This is a genomic window from Verrucosispora sp. TAA-831, assembly GCF_050780145.1.
GTDB lineage: Bacteria > Actinomycetota > Actinomycetes > Mycobacteriales > Micromonosporaceae > Micromonospora.
In genome coordinates this window covers 5,370,203-5,384,013 of the sequence record NZ_CP192240.1, presented here as the reverse complement: position 1 = coordinate 5,384,013, position 13,811 = coordinate 5,370,203, and the positions used below count along the sequence as shown (strand labels likewise).

15 protein-coding genes are annotated in these 13,811 nt (G+C 70.6%); 10 read left to right on the top strand and 5 right to left on the bottom strand.

Annotated elements, in window-relative coordinates; all coding sequences use genetic code 11:
- Position 1 precedes the first annotated feature (1 nt).
- Both holA and ACQVFL_RS23840 read left to right on the top strand, forming a co-directional pair.
- The gene (gene holA / locus ACQVFL_RS23845) at positions 2–985 is read left to right on the top strand and encodes a DNA polymerase III subunit delta (RefSeq protein ID WP_396698794.1); all 984 of its coding nucleotides are present in this window, start codon (positions 2–4) and stop codon (positions 983–985) included.
- Positions 982–1,527, top strand: coding sequence for a hypothetical protein (locus tag ACQVFL_RS23840; RefSeq protein WP_431727647.1), 546 nt, complete (start codon positions 982–984; stop codon positions 1,525–1,527). The genes holA and ACQVFL_RS23840 overlap by 4 nt, the downstream gene beginning before the upstream one ends.
- An 86-nt stretch (positions 1,528–1,613) precedes the next feature.
- Here the strand turns inward: ACQVFL_RS23840 and rpsT are convergent, their stop codons facing one another.
- Together rpsT and ACQVFL_RS23830 are read right to left on the bottom strand one after the other, a co-directional pair.
- A complete protein-coding gene (gene rpsT, locus ACQVFL_RS23835; protein ID WP_117229515.1) occupies positions 1,614–1,880 on the bottom strand; it encodes a 30S ribosomal protein S20 in 267 nt (88 codons plus the stop codon).
- Between the two features lie 146 nt (positions 1,881–2,026).
- Entirely contained in the window at positions 2,027–3,013 is a 987-nt protein-coding gene (locus tag ACQVFL_RS23830) for a phosphotransferase (protein ID WP_431727646.1), read from the bottom strand.
- 85 nt (positions 3,014–3,098) lie between these two features.
- Here ACQVFL_RS23830 and ACQVFL_RS23825 point away from each other — a divergent pair, with 85 nt between their 5' ends.
- From ACQVFL_RS23825 to ACQVFL_RS23790, 8 genes are all read left to right on the top strand, one after another.
- A complete protein-coding gene (locus tag ACQVFL_RS23825) occupies positions 3,099–3,632 on the top strand; it encodes a DUF4240 domain-containing protein (protein ID WP_396698788.1) in 534 nt (177 codons plus the stop codon).
- Positions 3,633–3,734: 102 nt separating this feature from the next.
- A complete protein-coding gene (gene lepA, locus ACQVFL_RS23820; RefSeq protein ID WP_396698786.1) occupies positions 3,735–5,612 on the top strand; it encodes a translation elongation factor 4 in 1,878 nt (625 codons plus the stop codon).
- 192 nt (positions 5,613–5,804) lie between these two features.
- On the top strand, positions 5,805–6,095 hold the full coding sequence (locus ACQVFL_RS23815; protein ID WP_350699747.1) for a GlsB/YeaQ/YmgE family stress response membrane protein: 291 nt from the start codon (positions 5,805–5,807) through the stop codon (positions 6,093–6,095).
- Between the two features lie 327 nt (positions 6,096–6,422).
- On the top strand, positions 6,423–6,707 hold the full coding sequence (locus ACQVFL_RS23810) for a GlsB/YeaQ/YmgE family stress response membrane protein (RefSeq protein WP_396698784.1): 285 nt from the start codon (positions 6,423–6,425) through the stop codon (positions 6,705–6,707).
- A 193-nt stretch (positions 6,708–6,900) separates the two neighbouring features.
- Positions 6,901–8,187: a sugar ABC transporter substrate-binding protein gene (locus ACQVFL_RS23805; RefSeq protein WP_431727645.1), complete on the top strand. Its 1,287-nt coding sequence runs from the start codon at positions 6,901–6,903 to the stop codon at positions 8,185–8,187.
- Positions 8,184–9,170: a carbohydrate ABC transporter permease gene (locus tag ACQVFL_RS23800; protein ID WP_431727644.1), complete on the top strand. Its 987-nt coding sequence runs from the start codon at positions 8,184–8,186 to the stop codon at positions 9,168–9,170. The genes ACQVFL_RS23805 and ACQVFL_RS23800 overlap by 4 nt, the downstream gene beginning before the upstream one ends.
- Positions 9,171–9,277: 107 nt before the next feature.
- The gene (locus ACQVFL_RS23795) at positions 9,278–10,099 is read left to right on the top strand and encodes a carbohydrate ABC transporter permease (protein ID WP_431729880.1); all 822 of its coding nucleotides are present in this window, start codon (positions 9,278–9,280) and stop codon (positions 10,097–10,099) included.
- Between the two features lie 21 nt (positions 10,100–10,120).
- Positions 10,121–10,765, top strand: coding sequence for an MOSC domain-containing protein (locus ACQVFL_RS23790; protein ID WP_431727643.1), 645 nt, complete (start codon positions 10,121–10,123; stop codon positions 10,763–10,765).
- Between the two features lie 145 nt (positions 10,766–10,910).
- Here ACQVFL_RS23790 and ACQVFL_RS23785 read toward each other — a convergent pair whose 3' ends face one another.
- From ACQVFL_RS23785 to ACQVFL_RS23775, 3 genes are all read right to left on the bottom strand, one after another.
- Positions 10,911–11,816 (bottom strand): phytanoyl-CoA dioxygenase family protein, encoded by a 906-nt coding sequence (locus ACQVFL_RS23785; protein WP_396698776.1) that lies wholly within the window; start codon positions 11,814–11,816, stop codon positions 10,911–10,913.
- 219 nt (positions 11,817–12,035) lie between these two features.
- Entirely contained in the window at positions 12,036–12,893 is an 858-nt protein-coding gene (locus tag ACQVFL_RS23780; protein ID WP_431727642.1) for a hypothetical protein, read from the bottom strand.
- 109 nt (positions 12,894–13,002) lie between these two features.
- Positions 13,003–13,791 (bottom strand): enoyl-CoA hydratase-related protein, encoded by a 789-nt coding sequence (locus ACQVFL_RS23775; protein WP_431727641.1) that lies wholly within the window; start codon positions 13,789–13,791, stop codon positions 13,003–13,005.
- Positions 13,792–13,811: the final 20 nt, after the last annotated feature.

Sequence of the window (13,811 nt, the reverse complement as noted above, 5' to 3'; positions counted from 1 at the left end):
TATGGGCGGCGTGACCGCCGCCAATGCCGCTCCCATTGTGCTCGTCCTCGGTGACGAGGAGCTGCTCGCCACGCGTGCGGTGACCGAAACCGTCGCCGCCGCCCGCGCCGCCGACCCGGGTGCGGACGTGCGCGAGTACCAGGCGGGCCAGCTCACCGTGGGCGAAATCGACGAGATGCTGAGCCCGTCGCTGTTCGGTGGGCGACGCGTGCTGGTGCTGCGGTCCGGCCAGGACGCCCGCAAGGATCTGACCGCGGCCCTGCTGGCGTACGCGAAGAATCCCGACCCCGAGGTGCAACTCGTCGTCCAGCATCTCGGCGCTGCCAAGGGCAAGGCGTTCGCCGACGGGCTGAAGGCGGCCGGTGCGCAGGTGCTGCCCGCCACCAAGCTCAAGGGACACCGCGATCGGGTGGCCTTCGTGCGGGACGAGTTCCGGCGGGCGGGTGGGCGCTGCACCGACGACGCGGCCGAGGCGCTGATCGCGGCGGTCGGCAATGACCTGCGGGAACTCGCGGCAGCCTGCTCGCAGCTCATCGCCGACACGGACGGCAAGGTCGACGCCGACACCGTCTCCCGCTACTACCGGGGCCGGGTCGAGGTGAGCGGCTTCACCGTCGCCGACGCCACCATGGTCGGCGACCTGCCCGCCGCGCTGGAGGCGCTGCGCTGGGCCCTGCACGTCGGAGTCGACCCGGTGCCGATCGCGGACGCCCTCGCCGACGGGATCCGCACCGTGGCCCGGGTCGCCTCGGCCGGACGGGGTAGCCCGTTCCAGCTCGCCAGCAGTCTGGGCATGCCGCCGTGGAAGGTCGAACGGGCCCAGCGGCAGGCCCGGGGCTGGACGCCGGACGCTCTGGTCGAGGCCATGCGGGCGGCGGCCGAGTGCAACGCGGCGGTGAAGGGCGGCTCCGACGACCGGGCGTACGCGCTGGAGAAGGCCGTCTTCTCGGTGGCCGCCGCGCGCCAGCAGGGCGGCGCCAGATGAGCGGAGCCCTCCGTGGCTCCTGGGCCACGATCCCGGCCGACGAGGAGCGGTACCGACCGCTCTACGCCCGGGTGCTCGGGCTGCGGGTCGTCAACCCGGGCGGGGTGCTCTGCTTCCTCTTCTTCGAGGGGGCGATCGCGTTGGCCGCCCTGCTCGTGCTCGCCGAGTTGGTGAAGTGGTGGGCGGTACTGGTGCTCCCGGCGGCGGTGGCCGTCATGGTCAAGCTCAACGACCTGGTGGCGGCCGTGGTGGTCCGCTCCGCGGCGGCCGTACCCGAGCAGGAACGCGACCGGTTCCGACGGCAGATGGCACCCGCGGTCGGGCGGGCCCGGGTCGACTGGCTGCCGCACACCGTGCCCGGCGTGGTGCTCCGGTCGGAGCCGCTGCCCACCGTCGACCCGTCGTCGGCGTCGCGGCCGTCCGGCCCGACCGCACCCACCCTGCGTCCGGCCCGCCCGGGCCCCACGGAGACCACGCCGCCCCCGGACGTGTCGAATAAGGTGCCCGGACGGCGCCACCGCCCCGCCGAACCCGGCTCCTGAACCAAGCGGGCCCTCATCGGGCGGGGACGTGCGGAAAGCCCCGAGGCAGTGCCCCGGGGCTTTCCGTCAGATCTGAGGTCGCTGACTCAGGCAGCGAGCGACGTGACGCGCTTGGCGATCGCCGACTTGCGGTTGGCGGCCTGGTTGGCGTGGATCACGCCCTTGCTGGCGGCCTTGTCCAGCTTGCGCGAGGCGTCCTGCATGAGGGTGGTGGCCTTCTCGACGTCACCGGCCTCAGCGGCCTCGTGGAACTTGCGGATGGCGGTCTTCAGCGACGACTTGACCGACTTGTTCCGCAGCCGGCGCTTCTCGTTCTGCCGGTTGCGCTTGATCTGGGACTTGATGTTCGCCACGCGACAGCCTCGTCTTGATAGCTCGGGTTGGTCAGCTTGTGCGCGCGACGAGCATGCGTCATCGCTGCGCGAAAAGCCAGGCTACCAGGTCGGTCGGCACGGGCCAAAACAGCCCTCGCGGGCAGGTGCCGTGCGACCGGGGTCGGTCAGGCCCAACCCTGCCGACGGGCCAGCCAGTCGAGCGCCTGTTCGCCGGTCCACCGCTGGTGCGTCGGCAGGTGGGCCGACGCGGTCGGCGGTGCCGCCGCAGCGGCGGTGAGGTGGTAGCCGGACAGGGCGGCCAGGGTCACGTCGAGCGCGTCGTCGGGTGCGTCGGCGACGGTCGGGTGGGCGGCGAAGAGGACGTCGACGTCGAGGCCGGAGGCGTACCCGGTGATCAGCAGGTTGACCAGGTCGAACCAGGCCGGGCCGTGGCACAGCCAGGTCCAGTCGCAGAACCAGGCGGTGCCGGTCGCGTCGATCAGGACGTTGTCCGCCCGCAGATCACCGTGGGTCAGCGCGGTCGTGGCGGCGGCGTACCGGGGGAGCCGGGACTCCAGCGCGGCGAGGTCGGCGATCCGGCCACGCAGCGGTTCGGGCAGCGGCGGTACCGGTTCCCGCCCGGCGGCGACCTCGCCCCACCAGAGGATGTCGTCGCGGGCGAGGTCGGCGAGCCGGGGCAGCCCGAGGGCGAGCAGGTCGGGCGACGGGTCGGCGAGCGCGGCGGCGAGGTCGGCGTACCCGGCGAGGGTGTCGGCCAGTTCGACCGGGTCCCAGGGCAACTGGGGGAGGCGGCCGTGGATCGGTTCCAGACAGAGCGCGTACCAGTCGGCCTCGAACAGCGTCCAGCGCAGGCGCGGGGCGGGGAGACCGGCGGGCAGGCGGGCGAGGATGGCGGCCTCGCGGGCGTACCAGTCGACCAGGTGTGGTTGCTCGACGCGGGACGCGGCCTTGACGAAGGCGCTGCCGCCGTCGCCGGTGCGCAGCACCGCGGCGAAGCCCCGGGTGAAACCGGCACCGGCGGTCTCGGCGGCGACGACCGGAGCGCCGAGCCGCTCCGACAGTGCGGCGCGGACCGCCTCCGGCAGCGTGTGCCACGGCGGGCGTTGGGCGGTCGCGTGGTACGGCACGGGCGGCGGGGCCGGGTTGCTCACCCGACCATGCTGCCCGGTCCGGCCCCGTCGTCGTGCTCCGCGCGCCGCAGACCCCTGTCCCAGGGGTCTGCCAGACTGCCGGGTCATGAGGACCGACGACTTCTGGCAGCTGATCGACCGGGCCCGCGCCGGTGGCGGGGCGGCGGACGCCGTCGCCGTCCGCGCCGTCGCGCTGCTCGCCGCCCGCGACCCGGAGGAGATCGTCGGGTACGCGCAGCACCAGCGGCGGGTGCTCGCCGCCTCCCACCGGGTCGACCTGTGGGGCGCCGCGTACCTGATGAACTACGGTGCCTCGGACGACGGCTTCGAGTATTTCCGGGGCTGGCTGATGACGCGGGGCCGGGAGGTCTTCGCCCGCGCGGTCGCCGACCCGGACTCGCTGGCCGAGTTGCCGGAGGTCCGGGCGGCCGCACTCAGCGGCGAGGAGTTCCAGTGCGAGGACATGCTCGCTGTGCCGTGGGACGCGTACCGCAAGGCGACCGCGTCCGATCTGCCGGTGGTGCGTGAGGCGGCGCGGACGCCGGACCTGAACGACATGTGGGACTTCGACGACTCCGACGAGGCCCGGCGGCGGCTGCCCCGGCTGGCCGCCCTCTTCGTCGAGCCGCCGCCGGAGTGAGTCCGGGTTCGCCCGCGCGGCGGTCGTCCGCCGGGGACGTGGGAGCATAGAGGGGGCCGGCGGTGCCGGCCCGCTCACGTCAGCCGACCAGAACGGACCGCTGTGCCACCGACGCTCGATCCCGGCGCGAACGCTCCTGGTGCCACCGACCCGGCGCGGATCAGGAACTTCTGCATCATCGCCCACATCGACCACGGAAAGTCGACCCTGGCCGACCGGATGTTGCAGCTCACCGGTGTGGTCGACCCACGGCAGATGCGCGCGCAGTACCTCGACCGGATGGACATCGAGCGCGAACGCGGCATCACCATCAAGAGCCAGGCCGTCCGCATGCCGTGGACCATCCGCGAGGGCGAGCGGTCCGGCGAACAGGCCGTGCTCAACATGATCGACACCCCGGGCCACGTGGACTTCACCTACGAGGTGTCCCGCTCGCTGGCCGCCTGCGAGGGTGCGATCCTGCTGGTCGACGCCGCGCAGGGCATCGAGGCGCAGACGCTGGCCAACCTCTACCTGGCGCTTGAGAACGATCTGCACATCATTCCGGTGCTCAACAAGATCGACCTCCCGGCCGCGCAGCCGGAGAAGTACGCCGAGGAGTTGGCGCACCTGATCGGTGGCGACCCGGCGGACTGCATCAAGGTCTCCGGCAAGACCGGTGAGGGCGTGCCGCACCTGCTCGACGAGATCGTCCGGCAGTTCGTGCCGCCGGTCGGCGACGCGGAGGCCCCGGCCCGTGCGATGATCTTCGACTCGGTGTACGACGTCTACCGGGGCGTGGTCACCTACGTCCGGGTGGTGGATGGGCGGATCAGTGCCCGGGACCGGATCAAGATGATGTCCACCGGCGCCGTCCACGAGTTGCTGGAGATCGGCGTCATCTCGCCGGAGATGGTGAAGTCCGAGGCGCTCGGGGTCGGCGAGGTCGGCTACCTGATCACCGGTGTGAAGGACGTCCGGCAGTCCCGGGTCGGTGACACGGTCACCATCAACGGCCGGCCGGCGGACGAGCCGCTCGGCGGCTACAAGGACCCGAAGCCGATGGTCTACTCCGGCCTGTACCCGATCGACGGGTCGGACTACCCGGCGCTGCGGGACGCGCTGGACAAACTCAAGCTCAACGACGCCGCCCTCACCTACGAGCCGGAGACCTCCGGCGCGCTCGGCTTCGGGTTCCGCTGCGGCTTCCTCGGCCTGCTGCACCTGGAGATCATCGGGGAGCGGTTGGAGCGGGAGTTCAACCTGGACCTGATCTCGACCGCGCCGAACGTGGTCTACCGGGCCATCCAGGAGGACGGCGCGGAGATCATCGTCACCAACCCGAGCGAGTACCCGACCGGCAAGATCGCCGAGGTGTACGAGCCGACGGTGCGGGCCAGCGTGCTGACCCCGAACGACTACGTCGGTGCCGTGATGGAGTTGTGCCAGGGCCGCCGGGGCAGCCTGCTCGGCATGGAGTACCTCTCCGCCGACCGGGTGGAACTGCGCTACACGCTGCCGCTGGCCGAGATCATCTTCGACTTCTTCGACCAGCTCAAGAGCCGGACCAAGGGCTACGCCTCGTTGGACTACGAGCCCACCGACGAGCAGGCGTCCGACCTGGTGAAGGTCGACATCCTGCTGCACGGCGAGCCGGTGGACGCGTTCAGCGCGATCGTGCACAAGGACAAGGCGTACGCGTACGGGACCACGATCGCCGCGAAGCTGCGCAACCTGATCCCGCGCCAGCAGTTCGAGGTGCCGATCCAGGCCGCCATCGGCAGCCGGGTGATCGCCCGGGAGACCATCCGGGCGATCCGCAAGGACGTGCTCGCCAAGTGCTACGGCGGTGACATCAGCCGTAAGCGCAAGCTGCTGGAGAAGCAGAAGGAGGGCAAGAAGCGGATGAAGATGGTGGGCCGGGTCGAGGTCCCCCAGGAGGCCTTCATCGCGGCGCTCTCCTCCGACTCCGGCGACGGCAAGCAGGCGGGCAAGAAGTAGTCGGCGACGGGTGCCGGGCCGGTGGGTCCGGCACCCGGCCACGACGTGCGCGAATGGTGGCCGCATCGACCGGCGACATGACCGGCACGTCGGCCGGTGGTACTCCGATCGGTTTGGGAATTCGGCGTCGAGGGAACTGACTCGCCCGACAGAAAACCCCGCCGAATGACATCTTCTGCTGAGGAGGCCACCATGGAGCTCACCGTCTGGGGCATCATCACCGCACTGTTCGTGGGTCTGATCATCGGCGCGCTGGGCCGCCTCGTGGTCCCGGGCCGGCAGGACATGCCGATCTGGCTGCACATGGTCATCGGTGTCGGCGCCGCGCTGCTCGGCACTGTTCTGGCCCGTGCCGCGGGCATCGCCACGGTGACCGCCGGCATCGACTGGGCCGAGCTCCTGGTGCAGGTCGCGCTGGCTGCGATCGCCGTGGCCGTGGTGGCCGGGGTGGGCGGCCGTCGCCGTGGTGTGACCCACCGGTAACCCCCATACGCCTTCGCGGGCGCCCGGCCGTCGGCCGGGCGCCCGCTGGCGTCTGAGGTAAGGAGGGGGCCCTTTCTATACACGAGGCGTTAGCAGGGGGCCCTTCCTTACCTCCGGCACCTGCGCCGGCTGTGGCCGGTGCCGCGGTCCGCGCTGGCGGCGTCCGGCGGATCGCCCTTCCCGAGCTGCGTGAACGCACTTCTGGGTGATCTCGTGCCGTCTGGGGGCGGAAATTCGGTTTGGGGTTCGGTGGGGTCGGGAAATAGCTCTGTCGACGACAGAAAAACCACGAAAACCGTGGGAAGTCTTTTGTAAAGGAGAACGACCATGGAGCTCACCGTCTGGGGCATCATCACCGCGCTGATCGTCGGTCTGATCATCGGCGCGCTGGGGCGCCTGGTGGTGCCGGGCCGGCAGCCGATGCCGATCTGGCTGCACATGGTGATCGGCGTCGGCGCCGCTCTGCTCGGTACGGTCATCGCCCGCGCTTCGGGCTTCGCCGAGACCGCCGGCATCGACTGGCGGGAGCTCATGCTCCAGGTCCTGCTGGCCGCCGTCGCGGTGGCGCTGGTCTCCGGGGTGGGTCGCAGCCGCCGGGGTGTCACCCGGTAACAGCCGAGTCTCGAAAGGCGCCCGACCGTCGAGGTCGGGCGCCTTTCGTCGTCGTACGTCCCAATTTGCCGGTGGTGTGCCCCGTCCGCGCCGCTACGTCCTGCGATACCGTCGGGTCCGCCCTCTGTCGTAAAGGAAATCTTCGTACTAGGGTGCGACGCAGAAGGTTAATGCCAGGCGGGAGGGGAGTCGCGTGAACAGGTGGAAACGGCTGGTCCCGGTCACCGCCGTGGTGGCCACGACCGCGATGGTGCTGGCCGGCTGCGGTGGCTCCGGGGACGACGCGGCCGACACCAGCAAGCTGACGGTCTGGATGATGGGCGAGGGCAGCGAGGCGCAGACCGCCTTCCTGGACGCGGTGGAGACCGAGTTCCGCACCAAACACCCCGACACCGACGTGGTCGTGCAGTACGTTCCCTGGCTGGAGGCGCCCAAGAAGTTCCAGGCCGCGCTCGCCGGGGGCGAAGGCCCCGACATCACCGAGCTGGGCAACACCGAGACGCAGGGTTGGGCGGCGCAGGAGGCACTCGCCGACGTGACCGACCGGATGAACGGCTGGGCCGAGGGCAAGGACATCCTGCCCGACCTGGTGCGCAACGCCCAGCTCGACGGACGGCAGTACGGCGTGCCCTGGTACGCCGGTGTCCGGGGCATCTACTACCGCACCGACTGGTTCGCCGAGGCCGGCGTGCAACCGCCGAAGACCTGGGACGAGCTGGTGGCGGCGGCCAAGGCGGTGCAGGCCGTCAAGCCCGACACCTACGGCATCGCCCTGCCCGGCAACTCCGAGCTGCCGTTCTACTCGTTCCTCTGGGGAGCCGGCGGTGAGATCGCCACCCAGGAGGGCGACACCTGGACCTCCGGCCTGACCTCGCCGCAGGCGCAGCAGGCGGTGAAGTTCTGGACCGAGCTGGTGACCGTGCACAAGGTCGCCCCGCCGGCCGCCGCCGGGTGGAACGAGATCGACGCGCGGACCCAGTTCGCCACCGGCAAGGCGGCGATGGCCTTCGCCGGGAGCTGGCAGCAGGGCGCGATCGCCAAGGACAACCCGGAGATCGAGAAGGTCTGGGGCACCTTCCCCATCCCGAGCCCTGACGGTCGGCCCGCGCCCGCCTTCGCTGGTGGCTCCGACCTCGCGGTCTGGCAGGACAGCCAGCGTCAGGACCTCGCCTGGGACTACCTCACCGTCCTGCTGAACAAGAAGAACGCCCAGGAGTTCGCGGACAGCCTCGGGTTCTTCCCGGTCTACTCCGACCTGGTGAGCGGCGACCGGTACGCGAATGACAAGATCATGGCGGCGTTCGCGACCACGATGCAGAACACCAAGCTCACGCCGCTCACCCCCAGGTGGGTCGAGGTCAGCCGGACCAAGACGGTGACCCAGGCGATGAACAGCTCGGTCATGAAGGGTCAGAAGACGGTCGAACAGGCCACCGCCGAAGCGGCCGCGGAGATGGAAAGCATCCTCAACGCCAAGTGACCACGCTGACCGAGATGCCGGAGGCCGCCGCCGCACGGGAGACCCCCGTGCGGCGGCGCCGCCGGGTGGACCGCCTGCCGTACCTCCTGCTGCTGCCCTGCCTGGTGATCATCGGCGTGCTGCTGCTCTGGCCGCTCGGCCAGGTGGTGGTGATGTCCTTCCACCGGCTCGACAACGTCCGTCAGTTGCGCGGGGACCGGGACTGGCCCTGGATCGGGCTGGGCAACTACACCCAGATCCTGAGCGATCCGTTCTTCTGGACCGTGCTGCGCAACACGGTGCTGTTCGCCGCGGCCAACGTGGCGCTGACGATGGTCCTCGGCACCCTGGTCGGGCTGCTGCTCAACCGGTTGGGCCAGCGGATGGCGGCGTTCGTGGCCAGTTGCGTGATGCTCGCCTGGGCCACCCCCGCGCTGACCGGCACCATCGTCTGGAAATGGATCTTCAACGACACCAGTGGACTGGTCACCTGGGCCTTCAACGCGCTGCCGGACGGGCTCTCGCAGGCGTTGTTCGGCCGCACCGACTGGACCGGGTACGGCTGGTTCAACTCCCCGCTGCTGTTCTTCGCGATCCTCACGCTGGTGGTGGTCTGGCACTCCTTCCCGTTCGTGGCGGTCAGCGTGCTGGCCGGACTCAAGAGCGTCCCGAGTGAGCTGCACGAGGCGGCCCGGGTCGACGGCGCCGGGCCGTGGCGGGTGTTCTGGCAGGTCACCGTGCCGTTGCTCCGACCGGTCTTCGGCATCCTGGTGGTGCTCTCCACGATCTGGGACTTCAAGGTCTTCACCCAGTACTACGTGCTCGCCGGGGGCACCCAGGACCGGCCCACCTTCATGCTCTCCGTCTACTCGTACGCCGAGGCGTTCTCACCCCCGCCCAAGTACGGTCTCGGCGCGGCGGTCGCGGTGATCCTCACGCTGATCCTGCTGGTCGTCACCGGGGTGTACGTGCGGATGGTGCTCAAGCAGGAGGAGGAGGCGTGACGGCCGACACGGCACCAGCCACCGGAGGTGCCCCGCGGGGCGCCGAGGCGCGTACCCCCGCGCGCCGGAGGGGGAGCGGTGGGCGGCGTGGCCGTACCGTCCGGCGGATCGCCCTCAACGGGGCCGGCCTGCTGGTGGCGCTCTTCGCCGCCTTCCCGGTCTACTGGATGATCACCACCTCGCTCAAGCCGAGCAGTGAGATCTTCGCCAGCACGCCGCGCCCGCTGCCGACCGAGCCGACGCTTGAGCACTACCGCCAGATCCTCACCGGGAACCTGATCCCCGGCGTCAGCTACCTCGACTTCTTCCTCAACAGCCTGCTGGTCGCGGTGACCACGGTGGTGCTGAGCGGCCTGGTGGCCCTGCTCGCCGCCACCGCCGTGGCCCGCTTCCGCTTCACCCTGCGGACCAGCTTCCTGATCATGCTGCTGGTGGTGCAGATGATCCCGCTGGAGGCGCTGGTCATCCCGCTGTTCCTGATGATCCAGCGGCTCGGGCTCTACAACACCCTGCCCAGCCTGATCCTCACCTATCTCGGCTTCTCGCTGCCGTTCGCGGTCTGGATGCTGCGCGGCTTCGTCGCCGCCGTACCCAAGGAACTGGAGGAGGCCGCGGCCATCGACGGCGCCAACCGGGCGCAGATCTTCCGCCGGATCCTGTTCCCGCTGGTGGCACCGGGACTGGTCGCGACCAGCATCTTCTCCTTCATCGTCGCGTGGAACGAGCTGATCTTCGCGCTGACCTTCATCAACCGGCAGGACCGCTACACGCTGCCGGTGGCGATGACCTTCTTCTTCGGGCGCGACGAGACCGCCTGGGGGCCGGTGATGGCCGCCTCCACACTGTTCACCCTGCCGGTGATCGTCTTCTTCCTGCTGGTGCAGCGGCGGATGGTCTCCGGCCTGGTGGCCGGCGCGGTCAAGGGGTGAGGCGGCCGTAGGCTGGCCGGCATGACGGGGAAACTGATCTCGGTGAACCTCGCGGTGATCACCGAGGCGGCGTGGGCCGGTGACGCCAGCGGACGCAGCGGCATCGACAAGCGGCCGACCGACGGGCGGGTGACGGTACGCGCCGACGAGGTGGTCGGTGACTTCATCGGCGAACGGGCCCACCACGGCGGCCCCGACCAGGCGGTGTACGTGTACGCCACGGAGGACGCGCAGTGGTGGGCGACGGAACTGGGACGGGACGTGCCGCCGGGACACCTCGGCGAGAACCTGAGCACGCTCGGGGTGGACGTGACCGGTGCGGTGATCGGGGAGCGGTGGGCGATCGGGTCCGCGCTGTTGCAGGTGACCAAGCCCCGTACGCCCTGCCGGACGTTCGCCGGGTTCTGGGGCGTGCCGGATCTGATCAAGCGGTTCACCGTGCGCGCGGCGCCCGGGGCGTACCTGCGGGTGCTGCGGGACGGGACGGTGGGCGCCGGCGATGCGGTCGAGGTCGTGCACCGGCCGACGCACGGGGTGACCATCGGTGAGGTGTTCCGGGCGCTGAGCCTGGAGCCCGCGCTGCTGCCCCGGCTGCTGGCCGCCGACGACCTGCCCGAGCCGACCCGCGCCAAGGTGCACCGGCGGCTGCGTACGCCCACCGGCTGAGCGTCGCCCGATGCGCGTCGGGCGGTTGCGCCGCGCGGCCGGGTGGCTGCCGTGTGCGCCGCGTGCGCCGTGGGTGCTGCTGGATGTAAGGAAGGGTCCCCTGCTATGCACGAGGCGTTAGCAGGGGACCCTTCCTTACATCAGGTCAGCGGAGCCAGGGGATGTTGCGGTTGAGCTGGCCGCGCTCCTTGAGCTCCTTGCGCAGCGGGATCTCGTCGTCGATGTAGCCGTCCCAGTTGATGCCCCAGTAGTTCGCGGTGTGGGTGCCCTCACCGCAGAGCTGGCGCTGCACCGGCGTGCGGTTGTTCCACCACTCGCCGTCCTTGTCGATGTGCAGCTCGTCCAGCGGGCGGATCCACCGGTAGGTGTAGCCCACGAAGAGCATCTTGCGGGTGATCGTCGACAGGTTCGTCGACCGCGAGTGCCACTGGCGGCGGTCGAAGATGAACGCGTCACCCGGCTTGGCGGTGATCTCGACGGTCCCCTCCGGGTCCGGGTTGTGCACCGAGGTGTCCGCCGGACGGGGCAGCGAGTTCCACAGGTGGCTGCCCGGGATCACCTTGGTCGCGCCGCGACCGGTCTCCGACAGGTCGGAGAGCACGTAGGCGACCTTCAGCGAGAACATCGGCCGGGGCAGGTTCGGGTCCATCGTCTCCGGGTCGGAGTTCTGCCGGTACCCGTCCTGGTGCCACCCCCAGTACGGCTTCTCCGGCTCCAACGCCGGCGGGGTGACGTCGAGGTGGTTGTGGTGCGAGTAGATGTTCCACCCGGCCAGACCCCACATGTACGGGAAGGCGATCGGGTGGGTGAGCAGCTCACCGAAGAGCTCGTCGCGCTCGAGGAAGCCGAGCAGGTGCAGGGTGCCGTCCTTGGTGGTCTTGCCCTTGGCCTTCTCCTCCTCGTACACCCGGTCGACCGCGGCCTCCAGAGCGGCCCGGTGGTCCTCGGTCAGGACGTTGCGCAGCAGGAGAAAGCCCTGCTCGTGGAACTCCTTGCGATCGACGTCGCTGATCGGTTCGTAGCCGGTCCGGTCGCCGTAGTCGAATGCCACGTCGTACCCCTCCCCAAGAGGTGAAACCAATTTCGGGCACAGGCCGCCGATCGTAACTCTCGCCGACACGCCCCGGGGAGTGCCCCGGGGCCTTCTCCCCGTCATCGCGACCCAGGGCGGCGGATCAATCACGTTTGGTCACGGTCGGGCGCGTCCGGCGGGGGATAAGGGCGGATAGCCGGTTTTCGCGGTGACTGCGGGTAAGGAGATCGAGGGCTTTCAGACGTCGGCGTGGACCTCGGCGAAGACCTGCGAGTCGCTGCGGTCCTGCTCCGACAGCCGCGTCCAGGTGCCGCGCTTGGCGGTCCACTCCCGGCCGTCGAAGGTCACCCGCTTCACCCCGTGCTCCTTGGCGTGCGACACCATCCAGTGCGCGTACCGCCAGCCGGCGCGCTCGCCGTCGGCCGACGTGGTCAGCCCGGCGGGGCTCTCCACGAAGTCGCTCAGCCCCCAGTCGAGCGTCAGCCCCTCGGCCAACTTCGCGATCGCCGCCGCGCCGCGCAGCACCGGATCGCCCCCGACCGTGCAGGTGACGGCCGTGGTGGCGTTGCCGAGCAGCGCCCGGGTCAGCACCTCCGACTCGTCGGCCCACTTCTCGTACGCCTCTGGGAAGGCGGAGCGCTGCACCTTCTGGGCGGCGTCGGTGACCCGCATGTCCTCCCAGCCGCGCACCTTCTTCAGCGCCGCGTAGAACTTCCGGGACGCGTACCGGGGGTCGCTGATCTGCTCCGGTGTGCCCCAACCCTGGCTCGGACGCTGCTGGAACAGCCCCACCGAGTCGCGGTCACCGCCGGCCAGGTTGCGCAGCCCGGACTCCTGGTACGCGGTGGCCAGCGCCACCACCACCGCCCGCTCCGGCATCCTGCGCTGGGCGCCGATGGCCGCGATCGTCGCCGCGTTGGCCATCTGCTGCGAGTCCAGCGTCACCTCACCGTCGGCCTGCACCGTGCACGCCCGACTGGCGAACGGCAGCCGCAACTGCTCACCGACCTGCCGCAGGCCGAGGACGATCCCGATCACGGCGATCAGCACGAGGACCACGAAACCCGTCACGACTGCCCGAGCCCGCACCCACACCTCCCGTTATCAAGGTCCGCCAAGCGTACGTCCCGTGTCGACCGGTACGAGCGCTCCGACCGGTTTCCGGTCGCCGACATCCGGTGAGGTTCCCCGCTGCGGCCCGTCCTCACCCGTCGAGTTCGGCGACCCACCGGGGTGAACGCTTCTCCCGGAACGCGGTGACCCCCTCGATGCCGTCACCGGACAGGAAGTAGCCGGTGGACAGCGCGGACAGCTCCGCCAACTCGGCGCGCAGGTCGGTGGCGGCCGGGCGGCGCAGCAACTCCTTCGCCCCGGCCAGCGCCGTCGGGGCACCGCGCACCAGCGAGTCGAGGTAGCGCCGCACCGTGGCGTCCAACTCGTCGCCGGGCACCGCGGTGGTGACCAGGCCGATCTCGGCGGCGCGTCGGCCGTCGAAGGCGTCGCCGGTCAGGTACAGCTCGGCGGCGGCCCGAGGCAGCAGCCGGGGCAGCACCGTCGCCGAGATCACCGCCGGGATCACCCCGATCCGTACCTCGGTGAAGGCGAAGGTGGCCTCCGCCGCGCAGACCGCCAGGTCGGCCGCGGCGATCAGGCCCAGGCCGCCGGCCCGCGCCGGCCCGGCCACCCGGGCCAGCACCGGCTTCGGGCACTCCCGGACCGCCGCGAGCACGTCACCGAGCATCCCGGCGGGGACCGTCCCACTGGCGTACGCCGCCGCCGTCTCCTTCAGGTCCGCCCCGGAACAGAAGACCGGCCCGGTGTGGTCCAGCACGACCACCCGGACCGCGTCGTCGTCGACGGCGGCGGCCACCCCGGTCAGCAGTTCGGTCATCAACGGGGTGGAGAGCGCGTTGCGGTTGTGCGGGCTGTCCAGGGTGAGGGTGGTCACCCCACGGGCCGTGGCGACCCGCACGAACGCGTCGGGAGAGGTCATGTGAGGGCACACTAGTGGCC

Coding starts and splice junctions, on each gene's coding strand:
- ACQVFL_RS23815 (WP_350699747.1), top strand. CDS start 5,805: ATGGAGCTCACCGTCTGGGGCATCATCACCGCACTGTTCGTGGGTCTG.
- ACQVFL_RS23840 (WP_431727647.1), top strand. CDS start 982: ATGAGCGGAGCCCTCCGTGGCTCCTGGGCCACGATCCCGGCCGACGAG.
- ACQVFL_RS23775 (WP_431727641.1), bottom strand. CDS start 13,791: ATGACCTCTCCCGACGCGTTCGTGCGGGTCGCCACGGCCCGTGGGGTG.
- holA (WP_396698794.1), top strand. CDS start 2: ATGGGCGGCGTGACCGCCGCCAATGCCGCTCCCATTGTGCTCGTCCTC.
- ACQVFL_RS23790 (WP_431727643.1), top strand. CDS start 10,121: ATGACGGGGAAACTGATCTCGGTGAACCTCGCGGTGATCACCGAGGCG.
- ACQVFL_RS23810 (WP_396698784.1), top strand. CDS start 6,423: ATGGAGCTCACCGTCTGGGGCATCATCACCGCGCTGATCGTCGGTCTG.
- ACQVFL_RS23825 (WP_396698788.1), top strand. CDS start 3,099: ATGAGGACCGACGACTTCTGGCAGCTGATCGACCGGGCCCGCGCCGGT.